The sequence below is a fragment of the Massilia sp. HP4 genome (assembly GCF_005222695.1).
Lineage (GTDB): Bacteria > Pseudomonadota > Gammaproteobacteria > Burkholderiales > Burkholderiaceae_D > Telluria.
This window is the reverse complement of record NZ_STGG01000032.1, coordinates 16,462-42,116: the sequence shown is the minus strand read 5'-3', so window position 1 is coordinate 42,116 and position 25,655 is coordinate 16,462. Positions and strand designations below refer to the sequence as shown.

General features: G+C 63.6%; 22 protein-coding genes and 2 tRNA genes. 2 read left to right on the top strand and 22 right to left on the bottom strand.

The window, feature by feature from the left end:
• Positions 1–379: 379 nt before the first annotated feature.
• From E8M83_RS12315 to E8M83_RS12300, 4 genes are all read right to left on the bottom strand, one after another.
• Positions 380–455: transfer RNA gene (locus tag E8M83_RS12315), tRNA-Asn, on the bottom strand.
• 67 nt (positions 456–522) lie between these two features.
• Entirely contained in the window at positions 523–1,281 is a 759-nt protein-coding gene (locus tag E8M83_RS12310; protein WP_137173651.1) for an alpha/beta fold hydrolase, read from the bottom strand.
• A 90-nt stretch (positions 1,282–1,371) separates the two neighbouring features.
• Positions 1,372–1,447: transfer RNA gene (locus E8M83_RS12305), tRNA-Asn, on the bottom strand.
• 115 nt (positions 1,448–1,562) lie between these two features.
• Positions 1,563–2,774, bottom strand: a complete 1,212-nt coding sequence (locus E8M83_RS12300; protein ID WP_137173650.1) for an amino acid aminotransferase — start codon at positions 2,772–2,774, stop codon at positions 1,563–1,565.
• Between the two features lie 118 nt (positions 2,775–2,892).
• Between E8M83_RS12300 and uvrB the strand changes: the two genes are divergently transcribed.
• Entirely contained in the window at positions 2,893–5,001 is a 2,109-nt protein-coding gene (gene uvrB, locus E8M83_RS12295; RefSeq protein WP_137173649.1) for an excinuclease ABC subunit UvrB, read from the top strand.
• Between the two features lie 39 nt (positions 5,002–5,040).
• On the opposite strand, the gene E8M83_RS12290 is transcribed toward uvrB, so the two are convergent.
• The 18 genes from E8M83_RS12290 to ndk form a co-directional block, all read right to left on the bottom strand.
• Positions 5,041–7,071 (bottom strand): ATP-binding protein, encoded by a 2,031-nt coding sequence (locus E8M83_RS12290; RefSeq protein WP_137173648.1) that lies wholly within the window; start codon positions 7,069–7,071, stop codon positions 5,041–5,043.
• Between the two features lie 81 nt (positions 7,072–7,152).
• On the bottom strand, positions 7,153–7,749 hold the full coding sequence (locus tag E8M83_RS12285) for a MarC family protein (RefSeq protein ID WP_137173647.1): 597 nt from the start codon (positions 7,747–7,749) through the stop codon (positions 7,153–7,155).
• Between the two features lie 123 nt (positions 7,750–7,872).
• Entirely contained in the window at positions 7,873–8,412 is a 540-nt protein-coding gene (locus E8M83_RS12280) for a phosphoribosyltransferase (protein ID WP_137173646.1), read from the bottom strand.
• A 25-nt stretch (positions 8,413–8,437) separates the two neighbouring features.
• Positions 8,438–9,754: an adenylosuccinate synthase gene (locus E8M83_RS12275; protein ID WP_137173645.1), complete on the bottom strand. Its 1,317-nt coding sequence runs from the start codon at positions 9,752–9,754 to the stop codon at positions 8,438–8,440.
• A 3-nt stretch (positions 9,755–9,757) separates the two neighbouring features.
• A complete protein-coding gene (locus E8M83_RS12270) occupies positions 9,758–10,912 on the bottom strand; it encodes an ATP phosphoribosyltransferase regulatory subunit (protein ID WP_137173644.1) in 1,155 nt (384 codons plus the stop codon).
• Between the two features lie 252 nt (positions 10,913–11,164).
• A complete protein-coding gene (gene hflC, locus E8M83_RS12265; RefSeq protein ID WP_137173643.1) occupies positions 11,165–12,043 on the bottom strand; it encodes a protease modulator HflC in 879 nt (292 codons plus the stop codon).
• Positions 12,043–13,329 carry an FtsH protease activity modulator HflK gene (hflK, locus tag E8M83_RS12260; RefSeq protein WP_137173642.1) on the bottom strand — a complete coding sequence of 429 codons (1,287 nt, stop codon included), beginning with the start codon at positions 13,327–13,329 and terminating at the stop codon, positions 12,043–12,045. The genes hflC and hflK overlap by 1 nt, the downstream gene beginning before the upstream one ends.
• A gap of 3 nt (positions 13,330–13,332) precedes the next feature.
• Positions 13,333–14,571: a GTPase HflX gene (hflX, locus tag E8M83_RS12255; protein WP_137173641.1), complete on the bottom strand. Its 1,239-nt coding sequence runs from the start codon at positions 14,569–14,571 to the stop codon at positions 13,333–13,335.
• Between the two features lie 5 nt (positions 14,572–14,576).
• Positions 14,577–14,816, bottom strand: a complete 240-nt coding sequence (gene hfq, locus E8M83_RS12250; protein ID WP_005666255.1) for an RNA chaperone Hfq — start codon at positions 14,814–14,816, stop codon at positions 14,577–14,579.
• Positions 14,817–14,985: 169 nt separating this feature from the next.
• Entirely contained in the window at positions 14,986–16,323 is a 1,338-nt protein-coding gene (der, locus tag E8M83_RS12245) for a ribosome biogenesis GTPase Der (protein WP_137173640.1), read from the bottom strand.
• Between the two features lie 8 nt (positions 16,324–16,331).
• Complete coding sequence (bamB, locus tag E8M83_RS12240) at positions 16,332–17,486, bottom strand: outer membrane protein assembly factor BamB (RefSeq protein ID WP_137173639.1); 1,155 nt, start codon at positions 17,484–17,486, stop codon at positions 16,332–16,334.
• An 83-nt stretch (positions 17,487–17,569) separates the two neighbouring features.
• On the bottom strand, positions 17,570–18,253 hold the full coding sequence (locus tag E8M83_RS12235) for a tetratricopeptide repeat protein (RefSeq protein ID WP_137173638.1): 684 nt from the start codon (positions 18,251–18,253) through the stop codon (positions 17,570–17,572).
• 47 nt (positions 18,254–18,300) lie between these two features.
• Positions 18,301–19,653, bottom strand: coding sequence for a histidine--tRNA ligase (gene hisS / locus E8M83_RS12230; protein ID WP_137173637.1), 1,353 nt, complete (start codon positions 19,651–19,653; stop codon positions 18,301–18,303).
• Between the two features lie 65 nt (positions 19,654–19,718).
• A complete protein-coding gene (gene ispG / locus E8M83_RS12225) occupies positions 19,719–21,038 on the bottom strand; it encodes a flavodoxin-dependent (E)-4-hydroxy-3-methylbut-2-enyl-diphosphate synthase (protein WP_137173636.1) in 1,320 nt (439 codons plus the stop codon).
• 25 nt (positions 21,039–21,063) lie between these two features.
• A complete protein-coding gene (locus tag E8M83_RS12220) occupies positions 21,064–22,083 on the bottom strand; it encodes a RodZ domain-containing protein (protein ID WP_137173635.1) in 1,020 nt (339 codons plus the stop codon).
• Positions 22,084–22,131: 48 nt separating this feature from the next.
• Entirely contained in the window at positions 22,132–22,947 is an 816-nt protein-coding gene (gene pilW / locus E8M83_RS12215; RefSeq protein ID WP_137173634.1) for a type IV pilus biogenesis/stability protein PilW, read from the bottom strand.
• Positions 22,947–24,116, bottom strand: a complete 1,170-nt coding sequence (rlmN, locus tag E8M83_RS12210) for a 23S rRNA (adenine(2503)-C(2))-methyltransferase RlmN (protein ID WP_137173633.1) — start codon at positions 24,114–24,116, stop codon at positions 22,947–22,949. Before rlmN ends, pilW begins: the two co-directional genes overlap by 1 nt.
• 124 nt (positions 24,117–24,240) lie before the next feature.
• Positions 24,241–24,666, bottom strand: coding sequence for a nucleoside-diphosphate kinase (gene ndk / locus E8M83_RS12205; protein ID WP_123071979.1), 426 nt, complete (start codon positions 24,664–24,666; stop codon positions 24,241–24,243).
• 265 nt (positions 24,667–24,931) lie between these two features.
• Between ndk and E8M83_RS12200 the strand changes: the two genes are divergently transcribed.
• Positions 24,932–25,618, top strand: a complete 687-nt coding sequence (locus E8M83_RS12200) for a Bax inhibitor-1/YccA family protein (RefSeq protein ID WP_123071980.1) — start codon at positions 24,932–24,934, stop codon at positions 25,616–25,618.
• Positions 25,619–25,655: the final 37 nt, after the last annotated feature.

The following is a 25,655-nucleotide window of genomic DNA, read 5'->3' as shown; positions in this document are numbered from 1 at the left end:
CGCTCCCTCTCGTTCAGGTGGTGTTCGACACTACCACTTTGGCACATTTGATGCCGTAGAGTGGGGGCGTCCATCCCATTGGGTAAGAACGCACTCCTTCCCTGCACAACCGCCGGATTTACGCCACTTCGCCTTGACCACAAGAGCTTCGCGGTTGCATGCCCGCTCGCCCTGCTCGGCAGCGCCTTTTATCCGATTCTTGTCCATCGGCTCGCAGTTTCGCTCCACACTTCCTCCCCACACTCGGTCGCCCTCATGCAGTTGTGCTTCGCTTCGCTCACTGTGGTCAGCTCGCGGCGGGACTTTCACCCACAAGAGTGCGCCCATGCTGGGCGCACATACAAAAAGGGCCGCATTTGCATGCGGCCCTTCTCAATTCTGGCTCCCCGACCTGGACTCGAACCAGGGACCTGCGGATTAACAGTCCGTCGCTCTACCAACTGAGCTATCAGGGAAAGGAGGCCGCATTATACCTGCTGTTTTCGATTTCGCAAGTGTCCGCACGCCGAAAAAAATGCTGACCTAGGTTTTTGCCCGCGCCATCAACCGCTTCAAGGCATCCAGCACCACCTCCGGCTCGGTCAGCTGCGGGAAGTGCGCACTGCGCCGCGCCTCGATCCTCTCCCCCAGCGGCGACAGCGCCGCCAGCCCGCGCTGGGTGCGCTCGCGCTCGCGCACGAGGCCTGCCGGCACCATCCAGCGCGGCAGGCGCCTGGTGCCCGACAAGACCGTGACCGGCACCGGCGGAAACGCCGGCGCCTCCTGGATGTCCTTCACGGTCTCGAGTTCGTTGCGGATCTCATCGAACCGGTCTCGCGGCGAGACGCGGTCGAGCAGCTTGACGAAGCCGCGCTGCAGCGGCGACTGGAATTGCTTGAGCATGGTGACATCGTCCGGCGCCGTGGCTTCCAGGAACAACACGCCCGCCACCTCATCGGCGAAGGCGCGCGCGAACAGGTTGGCGTGCAGGCCGCCGAAGGAGTGCCCGACCAGCACGAACGGCGGCTCGATGCCGGCCGCCTGCAGCAGCAGCCGCAGCTGCGCCACCACGGTCTCGCCATACTGCGCTTCGCGCGGCTTGGGGCTGCCGCCGACGCCTGGCCGGTCATAGGCGAACACGGTGCCCAGTTGCTCGATCTCGGGATACAGCTTGTACCAGCCATCGAGCGGCCCGCCCGCACCATTGATCAGCACGATCGACGGCCCGCCGTTCCCCGACTTCATCAGGCGGAACATCTGCCCTTCGACCAGGGTGGCATGGCTTTTCGGAAGTTGCTTCACGCGAGAATCTCCTGTGATGTTCGACAGCGCCGCATTTGTACGCTGCAAACGAAAAAGGCCGCATCCCAAGATGCGGCCTTTTCTGAATTCTGGCTCCCCGACCTGGACTCGAACCAGGGACCTGCGGATTAACAGTCCGTCGCTCTACCAACTGAGCTATCAGGGAATTGATGCTTGCATTATATGGCTGGTGAAACGTTTCTGTCAAATTTGCACAGTGCTCAACAACCACTTACGCTTGCTCTCCGCACACGCTGTAACGCTTGCGGAGAGCCGCGATTTTAGAGAACTTTGGCAACCGCGTCAACGACGCGATCGATATTGGTCGAGTTCAGCGCGGCCACGCAGATGCGGCCGGTGTCCACGGCGTAGATCGATTCGTCGCGCAGCTTGCCCACTTGTTCCTTGGTCAGGCCCGAGTACGAGAACATGCCGACCTGCTCGCGCACGAATTCGAAGTCATGGCCCGGCGCCTTGGCCTTGAGCTTCTCGACCATCGCGCCGCGCATTTCACGGATGCGCACGCGCATGCCGGCCAGTTCTTCTTCCCACAGCTTGCGCAGCTCAGGGGTCGACAGCACGGTCGCGACCACCTTGCCGCCATGGGTCGGCGGGTTCGAGTAGTTGGTGCGCACCACGCGCTTGAGTTGCGACAGCACACGGGCCGCCTCCTCACCGCTGGTGGCGACGATCGACAGCGCGCCGACGCGCTCGCCGTACAGCGAGAACGATTTCGAGAACGAGTTCGATACCAGCAGCGGCATGCCGGTCGCGGCGAAGCGGCGCACGACGGCGCCGTCTTCATCGATGCCGTTGGCGAAGCCCTGGTAGGCCATGTCCAGGAACGGCACCAGGCCGCCAGCCTGCACGGCGGCGATCACTTGGTCCCACTGTGCTTGCGACAGGTCGGCGCCGGTCGGGTTGTGGCAGCAGGCGTGCAGCACGACGATCGCGCCGGCCGGCATGGCCTTGAGCGCGGCCAGCATGCCGTCGAAGTTCACGCCGCGGGTGCTTGGATCGTAATAGGTGTAGTTGTGGACGGTGAAGCCGGCGCTTTCGAACAGCGCGCGGTGGTTTTCCCAGCTCGGATCACTGATATACACGTCGGAGTGCGGCAGGAAGCGCTTGAGGAAGTCGGCGCCGATCTTGAGCGCGCCGGTGCCGCCCAGCGCTTGCACGGTAATCGCACGCTTCTCTTGAATTACGGCGCTGTCGGCACCAAATACCAGCTCTTGCACCGCCTTGTCGTACGCCGCCAGGCCATCGATCGGCAGGTAGGTGCGCGGCGTTGGCTGTTCCATCAACCTGGCTTCCGCTTTCTGTACGCATTCCAACAGTGGCACCTTGCCGTTATTGTCATAATAGACGCCCACGCCGAGGTTGATCTTGGCAGGGTTGGTATCGGCATTGAAGGCTTCGGTAATACCCAGGATCGGGTCGCGCGGGGCCATTTCAATGGCGCCAAAGAGGCTGGCAGAGGCAGTGGAAGTCATCGTGATAAACTCGGTTTTGTCGGCTGGGTTGGCAGCGGCGGGTTAGCAATTGTATAGACAGCGGCCCTTATACAACAAGGCCGCGCGCGGATTCTCATTCTAACAAAGGTCTGTAAGCATGGCTGATTTATCCATCGCAACTTCTCCCGAATCCACAACTGAGCCTACCGTCCTCACCTTCCCGGATTCGCCCTTCAAGCTGCACCAGCCCTTCCCGCCGGCGGGCGACCAGCCGACCGCGATCGAGGGCCTGATCGAAGGCATCAACGACGGCCTGTCGTACCAGACCTTGCTCGGTGTGACGGGCTCGGGCAAGACGTACACGATGGCCAATGTGATCGCGCGCGCCGGCCGGCCGGCGATCGTGTTCGCGCCGAACAAGACGCTGGCGGCCCAGCTGTATTCGGAGTTCCGCGAATTCTTCCCGCAGAACGCGGTCGAGTATTTCGTCTCCTACTACGACTACTACCAGCCCGAAGCCTACGTGCCGCAGCGCGACCTGTTCATCGAAAAGGACTCGTCGATCAACGAGCACATCGAGCAGATGCGCCTGTCGTGCACCAAGTCGCTGATGGAGCGGCGCGATGTGATCATCGTGGCCACCGTGTCGGCGATCTACGGTATCGGTAATCCGAACGAATACCACAAGATGATCCTGACCCTGCGTCACAAGGATAAAGTGGCGCAGCGCGACATCATCGCGCGCCTGATCCAGATGCAGTACACCCGCAACGAGATGGATTTCTCGCGCGGCAGCTTCCGCGTGCGCGGCGACACCATCGACATCTTCCCGGCCGAGCACGCCGAGCTGGCGATCCGGGTCGAGATGTTCGACGACGAGATCGAGTCGCTGCAACTGTTCGATCCGCTGACCGGCCGCGTGCGTCAAAAGATCCCGCGCTTTACCGTGTATCCAGGCTCGCACTACGTCACGCCGCGCTCGACCGTGCTGCGCGCGGTCGAATCGATCAAGGCCGAGCTGCGCGACCGCCTTGAGGAATTCCGCCAGCAAAACAAGCTGATCGAAGAGCAGCGCCTCGAACAGCGCACCCGTTTCGACCTCGAGATGATGGCCGAGATCGGCTTTACGAAAGGCATCGAGAACTATTCGCGCCACCTGTCCGGCGCGATGCCGGGCGAGCCGCCGCCGACCCTGATCGACTACCTGCCGAAAGACGCCCTGATGTTCATGGACGAGTCGCACGTGATGATCGGCCAGCTCAACGCCATGTATAGCGGCGACCGCTCGCGCAAGACCAACCTGGTCGACTATGGCTTCCGCCTGCCGTCGGCGCTGGACAACCGCCCGCTCAAGTTCCAGGAATTCGAGAGCAAGGCGCGCCAGACGATCTTCGTCTCGGCCACGCCGGCCGACTACGAGCAGGGCAAGGCCGACAACGTGGTCGAGCAGGTGGTGCGCCCCACCGGCCTGGTCGACCCGCAGATCATCGTGCGCCCCGCCCTGTCGCAGGTCGACGACCTGATGAGCGAGATCAACGACCGCATCGCCAAGGACGAGCGCGTGCTGGTCACCACGCTCACCAAGCGCATGGCCGAGCAGCTCACCGAATACCTGGGCGACCACGGCATCAAGGTACGCTACCTGCACAGCGATATCGACACCGTCGAGCGCGTGGAGATCCTGCGCGACCTGCGCCTGGGCACCTTCGATGTGCTGGTCGGGATCAACCTGCTGCGCGAGGGCCTGGACTTGCCCGAGGTGTCGCTGGTGGCGGTGCTCGATGCCGATAAAGAAGGCTTCCTGCGTTCCGAGCGCTCGCTGATCCAGACCATCGGCCGCGCGGCGCGTAACCTGAACGGGGTGGCGATCCTGTACGGCGACCAGATCACCGATTCGATGCGGCGCGCGATCGACGAGACCGAGCGCCGCCGCGCCAAGCAGATCGCCTTCAACGAGGCGAACGGCATCACGCCGAAGGGTGTGCACAAGAAGATCAAGGAAATGATCGACGGCGTGTACAGCAGCGCCGCGCAAAAGGCCATGGTCGAAGGCGTGCACGAGGATGCGGCGACGGCCAAGGTCGAGTCGATGAGCGAGAAGCAGATCAGCAAGGAGATCAAGCGCCTCGAGAAGCTCATGGTCGATCACGCCAAGAACCTCGAGTTCGAGAAGGCGGCGCAGGTGCGCGACCAGCTGCATGTGCTCAAGCAGCAGGCGTTCGGGGCGCCAGGGGCGGATAACGTGGTGTCGATGCTGGGCAAGTAACGTTGGGTGGACGGCCGTCCACCCCTACACCGCCAACGATTACCGCGTCGGCAGCGAAGCTGCCGACCCTACACTTGCCAGCAATTCCAGCAACTTCGCCAGATCCGCCGGCTTGGCCATATGGTGATCGAACCCGGCCTTGTGCGCACGCTGCCGGTCCTCCGCCTGTCCATACCCTGTCAATGCCACCAGTATCGCCTGCGTGGTCTCGGGCATCGCGCGCAGCCGGCGCGCCAGCTCATGGCCGTCGATGTCGGGCAGCCCGATGTCGAGCAGGGCCACGTCGGGTGGCGCCTGTGCCGCGCTAGCGAGCGCACTCTTGCCGTCGAAGGCCACGCCGACCTCATGGCCGTTCATCTCGAGCAGCGTCGCCAGCATCTCGGCCGCGTCGACGTTGTCGTCGACCACCAACACCTTCAGTCCGCGCGCGCCACGCGACTGCACGTCCAATTGCGGCACGCCCGCCGCCGGCCCCCCGGCCAGGCACGGCAGGTAGACGACGAACTCGCTGCCCTTGCCCAGCCCGTCGCTGTGCGCCTCGACCCGTCCGCCGTGCAGCACCGCCAGGCTCTTGACCAGCGCCAGGCCCAGGCCGAGGCCGCCCTGCGAACGGTCGGGCGTGCGCTCGGCCTGGATGAACAGGTCGAAGATATAGGGCAGGATCGGCGGATCGATGCCCTGCCCGTTGTCGCGCACCGCCACCCGCACGCAGCCCGCATCGATGCGCGCACTGAGCACGAGGCGCCCACCCGGGGCGGTGTACTTGGCGGCGTTGTTCAGGATGTTCGACACCACCTGGATCAGGCGTGTGCGGTCGCCCTCCACGCGCAAGGAGTCCGATGCGATCTCGCAATCGAGCGTGTGGCTGCGCGCATCGATCAGCGGCCGCACCTGCTCCACCGCCTCGCGCACGATCTCGCGCATTTCCAGCGCCTCCCTGGCGATGGTCACCAGGCCGCGCGTCACGCGCGACACGTCCAGCAGATCGTTGACCAGCGACGTCATGTGCTGGGCCTGGCGCGCGATGATGTCGCTGGCGCGGGCGATGCCCGGCGCATCCAGCGCGCCATGTTGCAGCAGCTGGGCGGCGGTCGTGATCGGCGCCAGCGGGTTGCGCAGCTCGTGCGCCAGCATCGCCAGGAACTGGTCCTTCTGCTGGTTGGCGGCGCGCAGCTCGTCCTCGATGTGCTTGCGCGCCGTCACGTCGCTGCCTTCCACGAAGATGCCCGAGACCTTGCCGTGCTGGTCGTGGATCGGCTGGTAGACGAAGTCGATGAAGCGCTCTTCGAGCGGCGCATTCGGATCGCGCTGCACCCGTAGCGGCACCGCGTGGCCCACGAAGGGTTGGCCGGTGTGGTACACATGGTCGAGCAGCTCGAAGAAGCCCTGCCCCTGCACTTCGGGCAACGCGTCGCGCGCCGCCTTGCCCACCAGGGCGCGGTGGCCGACCAGCTGCAGGTAGGAGCGGTTGGTGATCTCGAATACGTGGTCCGGCCCGCGCAGCACGGCAATGATGCCGGGCGCCTGTTCGAACAGGGTTACCAGGCGCGCGTTTTCTTCTTCGCGGTAGCGTTGGGCCAGCACCTCTCCCGTCATTTCGATGCAGGCGCAGAACATGCCGGCCACGGTGCCGTCCTCGTCGCGCACCGGCGAATACGAAAAGCGGAACCAGGTGTCTTCGTCGTAGCCGTGGCGGCGCATGCGCAGCGGCAGGCGGTCCATATAGCTCGCCTCGCCCCTGAGCGCGCGCACGACCAGCGGGTGGATGTCTTGCCAGATCTCGGCCCAGACGTCGTGGAAGCGCTTGCCGAGCGAACTCGGATGCTTGTCGCCAAGGATCGACATATACGAGTCGTTATAAAGAAAGCCGAGTTCGCCGCCCCAGGCGACGAACATGGGAAACTTTGAATTGAGCATCAGCCCGACCACGGTGCGCAGCGCCTGCGGCCACAGGCGTGGCGAACCCAGGGGCGACGCGCTCCAGTCGTGGGCGCGCATCATCGCGCCCATCATGCCGCCACCGCTGAGGAAAGGCAGCCATTCGGAGGGTGTCGCTGGTTCCTGTTTCATGCCATTCGCTTGTTGGGAGTCCTGCGCAATCTGCGCACTAGCAGTGTGCCAGATTTGGTACAAGACTCCCGCACGGATGGCCTAGAGAGACTGGACGAACTCGCGGATGCCGCCCAGCAGCATTTCGATCGACATCGCCGTCAGGATCAGGCCCATCAGGCGCTCGAAGGCGGTCATGACTTGCGGGCCGAGTTTCTGCTGCAGCTTCTCGGCGCTCAGGAACACCAACAGCCACACGATGCCGACCGCCGCCAGCGCGGCGACGTGCACCATCGTATCGGTGAAGCTGGTCGACGAGAACAGCAGCACCGTGGCCAGCGCCGAGGGGCCGGCCAGCGCGGGAATCGCCAGCGGCACGATGAAGGGCTCGCCGCCTTCGCTCTTGCCCAGCACGCCGTCAGGGTGCGGGAATATCATGCGGATCGCGATCATCAGCAGGATCACGGCGCCGCCGATGCGCAGCGCAACTGGGGACAGATGCAACGCTTCCAGGAAATGCTTGCCGAAGAACATGAACGTCAGCAGCAGCAGGAATGCGATGCCGCATTCGCGGATCACGATCTTGTTGCGGCGCTCGATGGGCGTGTCTTTCAGGGCGGCGGCAAACAGCGGGACGTTACCGAAGGGGTCGGTGACCAGGATGAGCAGGATGAAGGTCTGGAAGAAGCTTTGGGTCATGTTTTTTATTGTTTGGATGCCAAAAATTTTAGTGACGCAATATTAGCAGTTCGCGCAGCAGCAATAAAAAAACAGGGAAAGACTTGCGCCCTTCCCTGCTTTCGGTCGATCGTGCCGATCGGATTACTTCTCGAACTTCTTCAACCACGCCGCCAGCTGATGCGGGCGCAGGCCATCGTACTCTTCGAACGGCTGGTGAATCCACGGATTGTGCGGCAGGTCGTCCAGGAAATAATCTGGACGGATCGACGAGGTGCCCTTGACCCAGATGACCGCCGACTTCACTTCGGTGACGTCCTTGTAGTTCTCGGTCAGGTGCTCGCTCACTTTACGCAGCGTGACACCCGAATCGGCCAGGTCGTCGACCAGCAGCACGCGGCCGGCCAGCGGACCCTTGGTCATGGTCATGTACTTCGAGATGTCCAGGTCGCCCTGCTTGGTGCCGGCTTCTTCGCGGTACGAGCTGGTCGACAGGATCGCCAGCGGCACGTCGAAGATGCGCGAGAACACGTCGCCCGGACGCACGCCGCCGCGCGCCAGGCACAGCACCTGGTCGAACTTCCAGCCCGATTCATAGACCTGCAGCGCCAGGCGCTCGATCAGGCGGTGGTACTCGTCCCAGGAGACCCACAGGTCTTTATCGGTCGATACAGGGGAATTCATCTTCTACTCCAGATTCTTATTAGGATTACGCTGCGAACGGATGACGCAGGACGATCGTTTCTTCGCGGTCCGGGCCGGTCGACACCATGTCGATCGGCACGCCAACCAGTTCTTCGATGCGCTTGATGTAGGCGCGGGCGTTGGCCGGCAGCTCTTCCATCGACTTGGCGCCGACGGTCGATTCGGTCCAGCCTGGCATCTCTTCGTACACCGGCTCGCACAGGGCGGCTTCTTCGGCGCCGACCGGGAAGATGTCGACGTCGCGGCCGTCGATCTTGTAGCCGGTGCAAAGTTTGAGCGATTCGATGCCATCCAGCACGTCGAGCTTGGTCAGGCACATGCCCGACACGCCGTTGATCTGCACCGAGCGGCGCAGCAGCGCGGCGTCGAACCAGCCGCAGCGGCGGGCACGGCCGGTCACGGTGCCGAATTCATGGCCGATGCGCGACAGGTGCTCGCCCACGCCTTCTTCGGTCGGCAGTTCGGCCGGGAACGGGCCAGAACCGACGCGGGTGGTGTAGGCCTTGGTGATGCCCAGGATGTAGTGCAGCATGTTCGGGCCGACGCCAGCGCCGGCGGCGGCGTTGCCGGCCACACAGTTCGACGAGGTGACGAACGGATAGGTGCCGTGGTCGACGTCGAGCAGCGAACCCTGCGCGCCTTCGAACAAGAGCTTGCCGCCCTGCTTGTGGGCCGCGTACAGCAGCGACGACACGTCGGCGACCATCGGACGCAGGCGCGCCACGAGGGCCATCGCGTCGTCGTAGGTGGTCTGGAAGTCGATCGCCTCGCCGCCCAGGTAGTTCACCAGCACGTGGTTGTGGTAATCCAGGTTTTCCTTGAGCTTCTCGGCGAAGCGCTCGGCGTTGAGCAGGTCGGCGATACGGATCGCGCGGCGCGCGACCTTGTCTTCATACGCCGGGCCGATGCCCTTGCAGGTGGTACCGATCTTGTTCTCGCCGCGCTTGGCTTCGCGCGCCTTGTCGATGGCGACGTGGTAAGGCAGGATGATCGGGCAAGCCTCGGAGATCTTCAGGCGCGACACGACTTCGATGCCGGCCGCTTGCAGCTTGTCGATCTCACGCATCACGTCCGGCACCGAGACCACGACACCGTTGCCGATGTAGCAGGCCACGCCTTCGCGCATGATGCCCGAAGGGATCAGCTGCAGCGCGGTCTTCTGGCCCTTGATCACGAGAGTGTGACCGGCGTTATGGCCGCCCTGGAAACGCACCACGCCAGCGGCGTGGTCGGTAAGCCAGTCGACGATCTTGCCCTTGCCTTCATCGCCCCATTGGGTACCGATGACGACGACGTTTTTTGCCACGTTAGTATTTGACATCACTTAACCTAAGTTTTTGAGAATCCAATTTCCGTTTTCGAGGACGAGCACGCGGTCGCACTCGAACTCGTCCTGAATATTGTCGTGACCAGGCATGCTCTGGATCACGACTTCGCCTGCCTTGCGCAGGTCAGCGATTTTTTCCTTCAGCTCGAGGGCATTGCCCCACGGCGCGCGGATGGAATGCTTGCGCTCGGCCGTCGGCAGCAGCCGGGCCAGTTCGCGCAGGTCGAGCGAGAAGCCGGTCGCCGGACGCGCGCGCCCGAAGGCCTCGCCCACATGATCATAGCGCCCGCCACGGGCGACGGCGTTCGGCAGGCCCGGCACGTACAGTGCGAACATGGCGCCGCTTTCGTACTGGTAGCCGCGCAGGTCGGCCAGGTCGATCGCCACGTCGGCGCGGCCGATGGCGCCGGCCGCCAGCGCCGCCAGTTCGGCCAGCGCGCGCTGCACGCCCGGCAGCGCCGGCAGCAGTTCGCGCGCCCTGGCCAGCACCTCGACGTCGCCGTACAGGTGCGGCAGCGCCAGCAGGGCCTGGCGGGTCTGCGGGTAGTAATTGGCCGAGATCTCGTCCAGGCCCGGCGCATCCTTGGCGCGCAGCAGGCAATAGATCTGGTTCTCGTCGCGCTTGGCGGCCGGGTCTTCGGCCAACAGTGCGCGCAGCACGCCGACGTGCGCCAGGTCCAGGCGTACATTGGTAAAGCCGGCCAGGGCCAGCGAGCCGAGGGCCAGTTCCTGGATCTCGGCGTCGGCTTCCAGGCCGGCGTGGCCATAGATCTCGGCGCCGATCTGCACCGGCTCGCGGGTTGCGTGCAGGCCCGACGGACGGGTATGCAGCACGCTGCCGGCGTAGCACAGGCGGGTAATCGATTCGCGGTTCAACAGATGCGCGTCGATGCGCGCCACTTGCGTGGTCATGTCGGCGCGCAGGCCGAGCAGGCGGCCGGACAGCGGATCGATGACCTTGAAGGTTTTCGAATCGGTGTCTTCACCGGCGCCGGCCAGCAGCGATTCGGTGTACTCGAGCAGCGGCGGCATTACCAGCTCGTAGCCGTAGAGCCGGAAGTTGTCGAGCATCAGGCGGCGCAGCTCTTCGATCTTGCGCGCTTCGGACGGCAAGACATCGGCAATATTCTCAGGCAATAGCCAGTTCGGCATGGGCAACAGATGGGAGTTGGGAATTGTCAGTGGCGACAGGCACGGGAATACGACAGACGTGCCAGCGCATGGCGCGAACGCCGAATCGGTGATTTTACCCGAAAACGGGCGGACCGAGGAATGGAATGCTGTCTAGACATGGTGGCAGGTTGACAATCTGCCACGGCCGCACGTCCACGAAGGTGGCGTTGAAATGAAAACGGGCTCCCGTTTTTTGCGGGAGCCCGTCCTGGCAAGGCCTGGAGGCGCGGTTTAACGCCCCGACGACGCCGGCTGCTTGAGGTACTTGAAGAACTCCGAACTCGGATCCACCACCAGCACGTCGCTGCGATCCTTGAAACTGGCGCGGTAGGCTTCGAGCGAACGGTAGTAGCGGGCGAACTCGGGGTTCTTGCCGAAGGCGTCGGCGTAGATGGCCGAGGCTTTCGCATCGCCGTCACCCTTCACCTTCTCTGCATCGCGGAAGGCTTCGGCGATGATCACGGTACGCTGGCGGTCTGCATCGGCGCGGATCTGCTCGGATTCGGCAGCGCCGGTCGAACGCAGCTCGTTGGCGACGCGGACGCGCTCGGCGCGCATGCGTTCGTACACCGAGTTGTTGATCTGCTCGATGTAGTCGACGCGCTTCAAGCGCACGTCGACGATGCCGACGCCGATCTCTTTCGCTTCAGCCACGACCTTGGCCTGCACCGCCGCCATCACGGCGGCGCGCTCGCCGGAGATCACTTCGCGCACGGTGCGCTTGGTGATCTCGTCGTTCAACGCTGCCTTGATGATCTGCGACATGCGGTCGCGGGCACGGTTCTCGTCACCACCAAAGCTGACGTAGTACAGGCGCGGATCTTCGATACGCCATTTCATGAAGGCATCCACCAGGATGTTCTTCTTCTCGGCCGTGATGAAACGGTCGGCGTCAGGCGTGTCCAGCGTAAGGATGCGCTTGTCCAGGTAGATCACGTTCTGGAACGGTGGCGGCAGCTTGAAGTGCAGGCCCGGCTGGGAAATCACTTCCTTTACCTGGCCGAGTGCGAACACGATCGCGAAGCGGCGCTGGTCAACCACGAAGATCGTCGACGACAACAGCATCAGTGCGATGAAGCCCGCGACGAAGATAGTTACGAGGCGGTTCATCAGCGGGTCTCCCTGTCACGTGAGGAATCGCGGCTGCGCTCGTCTCGCTGGCGCACCGCTTCCAAGGCCTGGCTCACTTCGGCAGGCTGGCCGGTCTGCGGCAATTGCACCGGGCCCGACTTGCTGCCGACTTGTGAGTCGTTGGCTGCCTGCTGCTGCATCAGCTTGTCGAGCGGCAGGTACAGCATATTGTTGTTGGCGCGCGAGTCGATCATGACCTTGGTGGTGCTGGTGAAGATCTGCTGCATGGTGTCGATGTACATGCGGTCGCGGGTCACGGCCGGGGCGCGCGAGTAGGCAGCCACCACCTGGTCGAAGCGCGAGGCGTTACCGGTCGCGTTCTCGACCACCATCGAGCGGTAGGCTTCGGCGTCCTGCTGCAGGCGGAAAGCCTGGCCGCGCGCGGCCGGGATGATCTGGTTGGCATACGCCTCGCCCTCGTTGCGGGCACGGGCGCGGTCTTGCCCTGCGCGCACGGCGTCGTCGAAGGCGCTCTGCACCTGCTCCGGCGGCTGCACTCCCTGCATCGTCACGTTGGTGATCAGTGCGCCCAGCGCATAGCGGTCGGCGACCGTCTGCATCATCTTGTGGACGTCGGCAGCGACCTGCTCGCGGCCTTCGTACAGGACGAAGTCCATCTTGCTGCGGCCGACCACTTCTCGGATCGCGGTCTCGGCGATCTGGCGCACGGTGGTGTCCTGGTCGCGGTTGTTGAACAGCCAGGCGACCGGGTCCTTCAGCGTGTACTGCACCGCGAACTGGATGTCGATGATGTTTTCGTCATCGGTCAGCATCAGCGCCTCTTGCGGCTGCTTGTTGCGCACGTTCGCGCGATAGCCGATCTCTGCCGTACGGATCTGCGAGGTGTTGACGGTCTCGTGGGCCTGGAACGGATACGGCCAGCGCCAGTTGAAACCCGGCGTGGTCGTGTGGCTGTACTTGCCGAAGGTGGTCACGACGCCGGCCTGGCCCTCTTGCACGATGAAGGCGCCGCTGGCAAGCCAGATGAAGCCGACGATGATGGCGATCACGCCGGCGCCGATGCCGGCGCCGCGCATCTCGCCGCGCGGGCTGCCATTATCGCCGCCGCCGTTGTTGTTGCCGCGGCCGCCGAACATGCGGTTCAGGCGCGCATTGAAGTCGCGCCACATCTGGTCGAGGTCGGGAGGACCGTCACCGGGGCGGCGACCATCCTGGGCCTTGCGGTCGTCTTCGGGGTTGCGTCCCCAGCGTGGGTCGTTCAGCGACAGTTTGACGCCGAATCTTTTTAGGAGAGAAACAAGCATAGGCTAGTGGGGCCTGACATGGGTGGAAGTTGGCATATTATCGGCAAGACCGCCGGGGTGCGCGTCCACCGACGCGTCTTCCTCGGCGAACCCGGAGGCTTGATCCTGCTCTTCGTTTTCTGTGTTGTCATACTGGCCGGCATCGGACCCGGACTTGGCCGCCTCGGCGATTGCCGAGCGCAGCAGGTCCAGGCCGGCGCCACTATGGGCGCTGATGAAAACCCGGTTGATCTTATCATACTCATCACGCTCGATTCCCGGTTCTAGCCCAGCGGCATCGATCTTGTTCCATACCAAAATTTGCGGAACATGATCTGCGCCAATCTCGCGCAAGACTTCATTGACCTGTTCGACCTGTTCCATGCGCGTCGGAGAGGCGCTGTCGACCACGTGCAGCAAGAGGTCGGCATGGATGGTTTCTTCGAGCGTGGCGCGGAAAGCCGCCACCAGCTGGTGCGGCAATTCGCGCACGAAGCCGACGGTGTCGGAGATCACGACGCTGCCCACCTCGTCGTTGAGATACATGCGGCGGCTGGTGGTGTCCAGGGTCGCGAACAGCTGGTTCGCGACATAGACACCGGCCTTGGTCAGCGTATTGAACAGGGTCGACTTGCCGGCATTGGTATAGCCGACCAGCGACACCGAGAAGGTCTTGTTGCGGCCGCGCTGGCGGCGCTGGGTCTCGTGCTGCTTGCGCAGCTTGGCCAGGCGCGCGCGCAGCATCTTGACGCGCTCGCCGATCAGCCGGCGATCGGTCTCGAGCTGGGTTTCGCCGGGACCGCGCAAGCCGATACCGCCCTTTTGACGTTCCAGGTGGGTCCAGCCGCGGATCAGGCGCGTGGCCAAGTGCTGCAGTTGAGCGAGCTCGACCTGGAGCTTGCCCTCGTGGCTCTTGGCGCGCTGGGCGAAGATGTCGAGGATCAGGCTGGTGCGGTCGATCACACGCAGCTGGAGACGGCGTTCCAGGTTGCGCTGCTGGGCAGGAGAGAGAGCGTGATTGAAGATGACGATCTCGACGCCGAGGGCCTTGGCGTCGAGGGCGATTTCGTCGGCCTTGCCGCTGCCGACGAAATGCGCGGGATCAGGGCTGCTGCGCTTGGCCGTGATCGTGGTGACCGGCTCGGCGCCGGCTGAGCGCGCCAGCAACGACAGCTCTTCGAGGCTGGCGTTGAAGTCGCCAGTCCCGAAATCGATGCCGACCAGCGCTGCGCGCAGCGTGGGAGTGCCGGGGGCGTCAGCCATCGGCCTTACTCGGCTTCGTTGGAGTCAAGATTGAGGTTGACGGCACGTGCCGGCACGACGGTGGAAATGGCATGCTTATAAACCATCTGGGTCACGGTATTACGAAGCAAAACGACGTATTGGTCGAAGGATTCGATATGACCCTGGAGTTTGATACCGTTGACGAGGTAGATCGAGACAGGGACGTGTTCCTTGCGCAAGGCGTTGAGGAATGGGTCTTGTAACAGTTGCCCTTTGTTGCTCATAACAGCTCCGTAATGTTGTTGTAGTTAAAAGTTTGAGGCGATTTGCCGGTTTTCAAGTAGTCAGAGCCATATTCTGCGTGAGCGAATGCAGCCCTGAGCCTACTGTAACCTGTTTTGCGGCTTTTTGTCGTACTGCTAAGGTTAAGAACGACTTAACCGCCTTATACCATCAGTCCTTGGCAAACGGGTTTTTCCCGCTGCGCAGCTCGATCCGCAGCGGCGTACCGACCAGGCTGAACGTTTCACGGAAATGCTTTTCAAGATAGCGTTTGTACGGCTCGGTAATACCTTCGAGGGCATTACCGTGGATGACGATGATCGGCGGGTTCTGGCCGCCCTGGTGGGCATAACGCATCTTGGGACGCGAAGTGCCCTTGCGCTTCGGCTCCTGCTTCTCGACCGCCTCTTGCAGCGCGCGCGTCAGGCGCGGCGTCGACAGGTTGGCGGTGGCGGCGGCATACGCAGCTTCGACCGACTTCATCAGTTGCGACACGCCGGTGCCGCGCAGCGCCGACACGAAGTGGGTCTTGGCGAAGCTGAGGAAATCCAGCTTGCGGTCGAGGTCGATCTTGACCTCGTCGCGCTCTTGCGTCTGCAGGCCATCCCATTTATTCACGGCCACCACCAGCGCCCTGCCCGATTCCAGGATGAAGCCGGCGATGTGCGCGTCCTGCTCCGAAATATCCTGCTGGGCGTCGAGCAGCAGGATCACGACGTTGGCGTCCGAGATCGACTGCATGGTCTTGACCACCGAGAATTTCTCGATCGCCTCGAAGATCTTGCCGCGGCGGCGGATACCGGCGGTGTCGATCAAGGTAAAGCGCTTGCCGTCGCGTTCGAACGGCACTTCGATCGAGTCGCGGGTGGTGCCCGGCATGTCGAAGGCGATCACGCGCTGCTCGCCAACGAGGGTGTTGATCAGGGTGGACTTGCCCACATTGGGACGGCCGACGATGGCGATCTTGAAGCCGTGGTCGGCAGGTTCCAGTTCTTCGGGCTCGTCCGGACGGCCTTCGAAGGCCATGTCGAGCGCCTCGTTGACCAGGTCGCTGACGCCGTCGCCATGGGCGGCGGAGATCACATACGGGTCGCCCATGCCGAGTTCATAGAAGTCGGCGGTGACCGAGGTGTACTTCATGCCTTCCGACTTGTTCACCACCAGCATGACCTTGCGGCCACTCTTGCGCAGGAAGTCGGTGATGGTCTTGTCGTGCGGGGTCAGGCCCTGGCGGCCATCCACGATGAACACGACCACGTCGGCCTCGGCCACGGCCTGGCGCGTCTGCAGCGCCATTTCATGCATGATGCCTTCTTTGGCGACCGGCTCGAAACCGCCCGTGTCGATGACCAGGAATGGCCGTTCGCCAATCCGGCCTTCGCCATAGTGGCGGTCGCGTGTCAGGCCAGGGAGGTCGGCCACCAGCGCGTCACGCGAACGGGTCAGGCGGTTAAATAAGGTCGATTTCCCGACGTTGGGACGACCTACGAGTGCGATTACCGGCTTCATGTTTTATTCTATTCGACCGCGATCGCGGTCACAGTTCCATTTTGTGTTTGAAAAATCAGGTTCGTGCCGGCTACCAGCGGCGTGCCCATGATCGGGCTGCCATCGGTCGCTGCGCGCGCCAGGAATGATCCGTCCTCGCGCGACAGGAAGTGCACATAGCCTTCGTAGTCGCCGACCGCGACGGCGCGGCCATAGGACAGCGGGGTCGACAGGCGGCGGAATGCCAGCTTGTCGTTCTTCCAGCTGGAAGACCCCGTGTCGCGGGTAAAGGCGTGCAACGCCCCCTTGTCGTCCGGTGCGAACACGTACAGCTGGTCGACGCCGACGCCAGCGTCCGACGACAGGTCGCGCGTCCACTTGGCCGAACCGGTCACCAGGTCGAAGCAGCCTACGCGGCCCTGGTAGGACGCGGCGCACACTTCGTTTTCGAACAGCACCGGGGCGCCGCCGATATCGGTCACGCGTTCCAGTTCGGTGGCGCCGCGCGAGACGCCCACCTCGACGTCCCAGCGCGGGGCGCCGGTGGCCAGGATCAGCGACGACAGCTTGCCGCCCGGCTGGGCCACGATGACGTCGGTGCCGGCCACGATCATGCCCGGCGCATTGCGCAGGGTGAGAGGCGGCGAGACTTTTTGCACCGTCCACTTGGTCTTGCCGTTGGCGGCATCGACGCCGACGATGCGGTTGTCGATCGAGCGCGCCACCACGATGCCTTGCGACACCACCGGCGCCGACAGGATTTCGCTCGACAGCTGGCTGGTCCACAGCTTCTTGCCGTCCATGTCGAAGGCCAGCAACTGGCCCTTGTCGCCGCCGACCACGATCAGGTTGCCGTCGGTGCCGACACCAGCGCTGAGCTCGGTGTCGGACTTGATGCGCCACAGCTGCTTGCCGCTCGCGGCTTCGACACGGGCGATGGCGCCGTCGGCGCCGGCCACGACCACGGTATTGCCGGTCAGCGCAGGCGAGAAGGTGTAGCCGCGCGCCTTGCCGATATCAAGTTTCCATGCGGTGCGCACGGCCATGCTGCCCTTCAGTTCGACCAGCTTGGCTGGCTGGTCGCCCTTCTTTTCCGAAGCGAATGGATTGAGCGAATTGAGGGTCGAGCAACCCGTCATCAGGGCCAGTACGCCGACGCCAACAAGCTTGCTGCAGATACGCATTTTTTTCTACCTTGTGCCAGGACTATAAGGACGCAAAGCCCGCGCCGCCGTCAGGCGTGCGCGGGCCATCTCATGCGCGAGTATTACGCGGCTGCCTTTTGTTCAGCAGCTTTTTCTTCCGATTTCTTGTCGGCCGGCGCGGTGCCGCCGATCGCTTCCAGCTTGACCTGCACCAGCTGGCGGCCGGGCGCATTCTGGTCCATGGCGGCGATCGCAGCGACATAGGCCGTGCGCGCTTCGTTCAGCTTGCTCTGCGCGACCAGCACGTCACCCTTGCGGTCGTTTACTTGTGCGCTGAACTGCGGCAGGAACTTGCCGTTCAAGACTTTCAGCGCTTCGTCGAATGCTTTCTCGTCCAGCAGCACGCCGGCCAGGCGCAGGTTGGCGATCGACTTGTATTCGTCGTTGCCATGCTCGGCCACCCACTGCAGCTGGGCCTTGGCGGTCTTGAGGTCATTGGCTTCGAAGGCGGTCTTGGCCGCGGCCAGGGCCGCCATCGGCGCGTAGGCCGACGATTCGTACTTGGCGCGGATATCGCCCGCCACGCGCTGCACCTTGGCATTGTCGTTCGCCAGCAGCGAGGTCTGCAGCTCGTCATACAGCGCCGACGCCTCGACCGACTTGTTGCGCTGGTGGGTTTTCCAGTAGTTCCAGCCGGCGTAGGAACCGAGCGCGATGATCAGGACCCAGATGATGATGTTGCCGTACTGCGACCAGAACGCCTTGAAGGAATCAAGTTGTTCCTGTTCTTGGTGATCGTATGCCATATGCGATTTCTTGTAGTAGGTGTAAAGGTAGGTGGCCAGTGCCTGGATTAATGCCTGTGCACGTGGTCGTGGTCGTGGTCGCAATCGGGACCATGGACGTGGCCGCCGACGATCTGGTCGACCAGGTAGTCGACCACTTCCTCGAACGGCACGCTGGCCTGCTGCTGCTCGCCGACTTCGCCGCGCATCGTTTTCACTTGTGCGGCGTTGCTCGCGATTTCGTCCTGGCCGATGATGACGGCAAACGCCGCGCCGCTGCCGTCGGCCTTCTTCATCTGGCTCTTGAAGCTGCCTGCGCCCGTTGGCGTTGCGCAATGTAACACAACATCCAGGCCGGCATCCCGAATCCGCTCGGACAGGATGAAGGACTGCAATTGCGCCTCTTCCCCCTGGTGCACCATGTAGACGTCGCACACATTCGGCTCGGCCGGCTCGCCCAATGACTTCATCAGTTCGATGATGCGTTCCATGCCCATCGCGAAACCGACCGCCGGGGTCGGCTTGCCGCCGAAGGTCTCGATCAGCGGATCGTAGCGCCCGCCCGCGCAGATCGTGCCCTGCGCGCCCAGCTCGTCGGTGACCCATTCGAACACGGTGCGGTTGTAGTAATCCAGGCCGCGCACCAGGCGCGGATTGACGGTGTACTGCACGGCGTTCTTGTCCAGCAGCGCCTTGACGCCGTTGAAGTGGGCCAGCGACTCTTCGCCCAGGTAGTCCAGCAGGCGCGGGGCAGCGTTGACCATCTCTTGCATCGCCGGGTTCTTGGTATCCAGGATGCGCAGCGGGTTGCTGTGCAGGCGGCGCTTGGCCTCGGCGTCCAGGATGTCTTCGTGCTGCTCGAGATAGACGATCAGGTCGGCGCGGTGGCGGTTGCGCTCCTCGGCGTTACCGATCGAATTGAGCTCGAGACGGATGTTCTGCAGACCCAGGTCATCCCACAGGCGGCGCGACATCATGATCATTTCGGCGTCGATGTCCGGGCCCGAGAAGCCGATCGCTTCGGCGCCGAACTGGAAGAACTGGCGGTAGCGGCCGCGTTGCGGACGCTCATGGCGGAACATCGGGCCCTTGTACCACAGGCGGCGCGGGCCGTCGTAGACCAGGTTATGTTCGAGCACGGCGCGCACGACGCTGGCCGTGCCTTCCGGACGCAGGGTCAGCTGGTCGCCGTTCATCGAGTCTTCGAAGGAATACATCTCCTTCTCGACGATGTCGGTGACGGCGCCGATGGCGCGCGCGAACAGGCCCGTCTGCTCGACGATCGGGGTCACGATCTTCTGGTAGCCGTAGCTTTTCAGGATCGTTTCGGTGGTGTTCTCGAACAGCTCCCACAGCGCGGCATCTTGCGGGAGGATGTCGTTCATGCCTTTGATGGCGACGATTTTTTCTGGTTTGGACATGATTTCTTTCTAAATTCTTGGCGCTGCTCGTTGGCGCGGGTTCGCCAGCTCTCCCAGCCCCAGGCTTACGCCTGGGTCGCTGCGCCGGCGAGCGACATGTCGCTCGAAACCCCGGCTCGCCCGTAGTTCTTCTTCACATAATCGAGCACGATGGTCTGGAACTCATCGACGATGCGCTCGCCGCGCAGGGTCGCGAATTTCTGGCCATCGACAAAGACCGGTGCGGCCGGCGATTCGCCGGTGCCCGGCAGGCTGATGCCGATGTTCGCGTGCTTCGATTCGCCCGGGCCGTTGACGATGCAGCCCATCACTGCCACGTTCATCGCCTCCACGCCCGGGTAGGTTTTCTTCCATTCAGGCATCTGCTCGCGCAGGAAAGTCTGGATATTGTCCGCCAGCTCCTGGAACACGGTCGAGGTCGTACGGCCGCAGCCCGGGCAGGCGATCACCATCGGGGTGAACTTGCGCAGGCCCATGGTCTGCAGGATTTCCTGGCCGACCACGACTTCGCGGGTGCGGTCGCCGCCCGGCTCTGGCGTGAGCGAGATGCGGATCGTGTCGCCGATGCCTTCCTGCAGCAGCACCGACAGGGCCGCGGTCGAAGCCACGATGCCCTTGCTGCCCATGCCGGCCTCGGTCAGGCCCAGGTGCAGCGGGTAATCGCAGCGGCGCGCCAGTTCGCGGTAGACCGCGATCAGGTCCTGCACGCCCGACACCTTGCAAGACAGGATGATCTTGTCGCGCGCAAGACCCACTTCTTCGGCGCGCACGGCATTCTCGATCGCCGAGGTGATCAGGGCTTCGTACATCACGGCCTGGGAGCTCCATGGATTGGCGCGCGCGGCGTTCTCGTCCATGATGCGCGCCAGCAGCGACTGGTCCAGACTGCCCCAGTTGACGCCGATGCGCACCGGCTTTTCGTACTTGGCCGCGATCTCGATCATCTGGGCGAACTGGGTGTCGCGCTTGGCGCCCTGTCCCACATTGCCCGGATTGATCCGGTATTTCGACAACGCCTGTGCGCACTCGGGATAGTCGCGCAACAGCAGGTGGCCGTTGTAGTGGAAGTCGCCGACCAGCGGCACGTCGACTTCCATGCGGTCGAGCTGTTCGCGGATCGCCGGCACGGCGGCTGCCGCTGCAGGCGTATCGACCGTGATGCGCACGATCTCGGAACCGGCGCGCGCCAGGTCCTTGACCTGGATCGCGGTGCCGATCGCGTCGGCGGTATCGGTATTGGTCATCGACTGCACCACCACCGGGGCGTCTCCGCCCACCCACACCGTGCGGGCGCCATGCGACACCGCCACCATGCGGCTGGCGCGGCGCGCCAGCGGGCCGGAGGGAATTGGTTGAGGGATGCAGGCTTCGTTCAGCGAATTCATTTGATTGGTTTCCAGCTTGATCGGCTTATTTCAGTGCTACGCGCGCGATGGTCTTGCCCGGCTGCTGCGGCAGCGCGACCGCGGCGCCGCGCAGGGTCGCGCTCACGCCGCCCGGCGCGCCAACCACCAGGGTGGCGGGGCCAGTCAGCTCGACCGACTCGGTGCTGCCGGCCTTGACCAGGCGCGAGATCAGCGGACGGCCGCCGGCGCTGGGACGCACTTCGACCCAGGAATCCTCGCGCACGTTCAGCACCAGGGTATTGGCGCCGGCGGCCGCCACGGCGGTCACCGCTGCGGCGGCGGGCGTCAGGCTCGGCGCCGGAGTGGCCCCAGGCGCGGTGGCGCTCGGCGTGCCTGCTGCCGGTGGCGTGGTCGGCGCCGGTGCATTGTTTTCCGGCGCGGCAGGCTGCGTGCCTTCGGCGGCCGGCGCCGGCACCGAGATCAGCGGCACCGACGGATTGATCAGGCCTGGCTGTGCGCCATGCGCGGGCGCAGCACCCGGGGCGGCAGCGCCAGGCGCCACCACGCCGGCGGCCGGGTTCTCGAGCACCGTGGCGCCACCGGCCTCGCCATCGCGCGACAGGTTCGGAATCAGGTCCATTTGCCAGGCTGCGACGGCGGCGCCGGCCACCACCACGACGGCGGCGATCCAGCCCAGCGGCAGGCGGTTGCGACGGCCAGCGATCGGGAACCGGGTCTCGGAAAACGTGGCCGGACGCTGCTCGCGGCGCGCGGCGCTGGCGCCGGACGTGGCGCCGGCCTGCGCCTCGGGCGGCATATTCAGTTCGATCATCGACACCAGCGGCGCGGCGTCGATCTTGAGCAGCTTGGCATAGACCCGCACGAAGCCGCGTGTCACGGCCGGGCTCGGCAGCGAGGCATAGTCGCCCGCCTCGAGCGCCACCACCTGGCGCGGGGCCAGCTTCAGCTGGTCGGCCACTTGTTCCACACTCCAGCCCAATGCTTCGCGCTGGGATTGCAGGGTCTTGCCAGGAATGCCAGGCTGGCTGCCTGGCGTAGCGGGCTGATCTGCTTGCTCGTTCATTGTCCTCGTCCTTGTCCTTATAAACCTGCGCTTGTGGTCGCGCTTACTTCACTCATCGAAGGCGCCGCGTTCGAACGCCGCGTACTCGGGCGAACCGGGGAAGCGGCGCCGCAGCTGGGCCGCCAGCGTCGCGTCAAGGGTGCGGTCGCCCAGCTTGCGCTTCACGCGCATGGCGAGCCAGAGCGCGTCGGCCGGCAGTGCGTCGATCCTTGCCGTCTCGATCAGGCGGCTAACGAAAAAACCGGCGCGCTGCATGTCGCGCCGCTCGAAGTACACCCGCGCCAGGCCGGCATTCACGGCCGGCAACGCCGGGTTGAGACGCAGGGCCTCGAGCAGGTAGCGCTCGGCCGCGTCGAGATTGCGGTTCTTGATGCTGCATGCGCCCGCATTGACCAGCGCCGAGAGCGGCGTCTGGTAGGCGGGGTTCTTGAGGGCGGCGTCGAAATGACGCAAGGCATCAAGCGGCTTGTTCACCGACTGGCACAAGAAAGTGCCATAGTTGTTCGCGAACTCGGGATTGCCCGGTTCGAGCCGCAGCGCATGGCGATGGTTCTCGTCGGCCAGCGCGAACTGCCCCATCGAGGTATAGATCAGCGCCCGCAAGCCATAGGCGTCGGCGTAGTTCGGATCGGCCGCCAGCGCCTGCTTGACTTCGTCGAGGGCGATCTCGTGCTTGCCTTCCTGATAGTAGCCGACCGCCAGTTGCACCCGGATCGAGGCGCGCTTTTCGACCGCGGTCTGGTCGGATGCCGTCTTGAGTTCGCCGTCACCGCCCGTACCGCCGCCCGCGCCCGTGGTGGCGCAGCCGGACAGCGCCAGGAACAGGGTGGATGCAAGCGCGAGCGCGGTGACGGCGAATTTCATCAGGTCGGGATCTCCACGATGCGTCCGAAATCGGCGCCGAATTTCTTCTGGTATTCGGCCATTTTTTCCATGCGCTCGGCCACGCGGGTACGGTCCTTGACCTCGCCCGCCAGCTGGCCGCAGGCGGCATCGATGTCGTCGCCGCGCGTCTTGCGCACGGTGGTCACGATGCCGGCGTTCATCAGCACTTCGGCGAAGGCCTTGATGCGCGGGTTCTTGGAGCGGAACAGGCCCGACTCGGGGAACGGGTTGAACGGGATCAGGTTGAACTTGCAGTTCACGCCGACCACCGGGTCGTTCACCAGCGCGATCAGCTCGCGCGCGTGCTCGTCGCTGTCGTTGAAGCCGTCGAGCATGCAGTACTCGAAGGTGATGAAGTCGCGCGGCGCAAATTCGAGATAGCGCTTGCAGGCGGCCATCAGCTCGCGCAGCGGGTATTTCTTATTCAACGGCACTAACACATCGCGCAGCGCGTCGTTCGAGGCGTGCAGCGACACGGCCATGGCGACCGGCACGTCTTGCGACAGCTTGTCGATATTCGGCACCACGCCCGAGGTCGACAGGGTCACGCGGCGGCGCGACAGGCCGTAGGCGTTATCGTCAAGCATCATCTTGAGCGCGGTGACGGTCGGCTCGTAGTTCAAGAGCGGCTCGCCCATGCCCATCATGACCACGTTGGTGATCTGGCGTTCGCCCTTGGGACCGGGCTCGATGCCGCGGGTAGCGCGCAACTCGAACTCGGCCATCCACAGCTGGCCGATGATCTCGGCGACCGTCAGGTTGCGGTTGAAGCCCTGCTTGCCGGTCGAGCAGAACCGGCAGTTCACGGCGCAGCCCGCTTGCGTGGAGATGCACAGCGTGCCGCGGTTTTCTTCCGGGATGAACACGGTCTCGACCGCGTTGCCGTTGCCGACGTCGACCAGCCATTTACGGGTGCCGTCGCTGGCGGTGCGGTCGCTGACGATGGCCGGCGCGCGCACTTCGGCGCGCGTCTTGAGCTTTTCGCGCAGCGACTTGGCCAGGTCGGTCATGCTGTCGAAGTCGCTAGCTCCGAACTGGTGTATCCAGCGTTGCAATTGCTTGGCGCGGAACGGTTTCTCACCCAAGTCGGCGCAGTAAGCGACGAGTTGCGCGGGATCAAAGTCCAGCAGATTGGTGAGCGTTGTCATATCGTGTTTCCTATATTTCTGAACCTGCTCGCATCGCCCCGAGGGCGCAGGCGAGCAAGTTACTCATTCAATTAGTCCGGGGGAATCATCCGGGGAACGCCCGGACTGCGCTCCCCCTTACTAATTAACGCGAGTAGACGTTCAGCGCTGGGAAGTAGTAAGCGATTTCCACAGCGGCGGTTTCGGCAGCGTCCGAACCGTGAACGGCGTTGGCGTCGATCGAGTCGGCGAAATCGGCGCGGATGGTGCCAGCGTCAGCCTTCTTCGGATCGGTAGCGCCCATCAGGTCGCGGTTTTTCAGGATCGCGCCTTCGCCTTCGAGCACCTGGATCATCACCGGACCCGAGATCATGAAGTCGACCAGGTCCTTGAAGAATGGACGTGCAGCGTGCACTGCGTAGAAGCCTTCGGCTTCAGCGCGCGAAAGTTGCACCATGCGGGCAGCCACGACCTTCAGGCCGGCTTCTTCGAAACGGCTATAGATTTTGCCGATCACGTTCTTTGCGACTGCGTCCGGCTTGATGATGGACAGGGTGCGTTCGATTGCCATGAGAAAACTCCAATAAATAAAAGGTTATGAACTGAGAAATTCGTATGAACTTTGGGACTCAATCAACCTTTAATTTTACCATACCTCCCCCAGATATCCGATATTGCGGTAGTGGCAAGCATGGTGTTACAGTGGCGGCAAAAGTCCGTCCAGTTTCTGCGCGTCTTCATGGTCTTTTAAGAATGCTCGCGTAAGCTTGTTGTGACGTACCTTGCAAGCGCTGTATTTACCTTGCCCGTACCATTCATCCAACCGGAGGCACTATATGTACCCTAGTACCCAACAGCAAAGTACCATCGACCTGAGCAAAGGTGGTCAGGCCACACGTAACAAAGTGTTACGCAACACCTACTGGCTGCTGGCGCTGTCGATGATCCCTACCGTCCTGGGCGCCTTCACCGGCATCTCCCTGGGCATCGCATTCACCGGCATCATGGGCTTCGTGATCTTCCTCGCGGTTGCCTTCGGCTTCATGTGGGCCATCCAGAAGAACAAGGATTCCGGCCTGGGCGTCGCCCTGCTGCTCGGCTTCACCTTCTTCATGGGCCTGATGCTGGCGCCGCTGCTGACCCATACGCTCAATTACTCGAACGGCGGCAGCCTGATCATGACGGCATTCGGCGGTACCGCCGCCGTGTTCGCCGTGATGGCCAGCATCGCCACCACCACCAAGCGCGATTTCTCGGGCATGGGCAGCTGGCTGATGGCCGGCGTCGTGGTCCTGCTGCTGGCGGTGGTCGCCAATATCTTCCTGCAGATGTCGGTGCTGTCGATCGTGATCTCGGTGCTGGCGATCGGTATCTTCTCGGCCTTCATCCTGTATGACGTGCAGCGCATCGTCAATGGCGGCGAAACCAATTACGTCACCGCCACCCTGTCGATCTACCTGAACGTGTTCAACATCTTCACCAGCCTGCTGCGCCTGCTGGGCATCGTGGGCGGCGACGACTGATCGATCCGCGCTCCCCATGAGAAGCCGGCCTGCGGGC